The organism is Metabacillus herbersteinensis, from assembly GCF_042433335.1.
In the GTDB taxonomy this organism is placed as follows: Bacteria; Bacillota; Bacilli; order Bacillales; family Bacillaceae; genus Metabacillus; species Metabacillus herbersteinensis.
Genome location: NZ_JBHLVO010000091.1, coordinates 1 through 826 on the forward strand (window position 1 = coordinate 1; position 826 = coordinate 826).

Sequence of the window (826 nt, forward strand, 5' to 3'; positions counted from 1 at the left end):
ACAGTTCGCCCCCTACTTGTAGAAACATGATTGAGGCTGGTTGGGACAATGATCTCGTATAACAAGCGAAGCTATGATACTACATGGAGGAATAGGGGTTACCGGTAAATAGAATTTCAGGAGGAGATAAATGATGAATCCAGTCATAGGTCTGGATGTGGCAAAAGGTGAAAGTCAGGTTCAAGCTTTCTTGGATAAAAAGCAGCCGTACAAAAAAAGTTTTAAAGCAGCACATACTCTAGAAGGATTAAATAGTCTTCTAGATTTTATTAAAGAAGTAGAAGATGTATCAGGGGGACACCCTCCCATAGTATTAGAATCAACTGGACATTATCACACACCAATTGTGCAATATTTCGAAGACAGAGGGTACTTATTGATTATCGTGAATCCTCTCATATCGTATCGAGCTAAGAGTTCTAGTTTACGTAAGGTAAAGACAGATATTATTGACGCTCATCACCTCTGCGAGTTGTATTATAAAGAGGACTTAGAGCCTTACAAACAAAGAGGAATCCAACTCTTAAACCTACGTAATCTTACAAGACAACACGAAAATATTACAGGCATGTTTGTACAAACCAAACTACAATTTCAGACAGTTCTGGATCAAGTATTTCCTGGATATTGTGGAGTTTTTGGGGCCTTATATTCTAATGTTTCTTTACTGACATTACAAGCATTTCCTACTACAGAAGAAATCTTGGAGGCAGGTGAAGAACAAATCGCTAACAAAATAAAAGAGTTATGTAAAAGTCGTTCACAACAATGGGCAAACAGTCAGGCAGAAAAACTAATGGCTGCCGCATCTCAAAACCCGTTTCAG

The 826-nt window shown here is 38.3% G+C and carries 1 protein-coding gene; it reads left to right on the forward strand.

The window, feature by feature from the left end; translation table 11 throughout:
- Nucleotides 1–133: 133 nt before the first annotated feature.
- On the forward strand, nucleotides 134–826 hold a 693-nt coding region (locus ACFFIX_RS27820; RefSeq protein ID WP_378939901.1), incomplete at its 3' end, for an IS110 family transposase.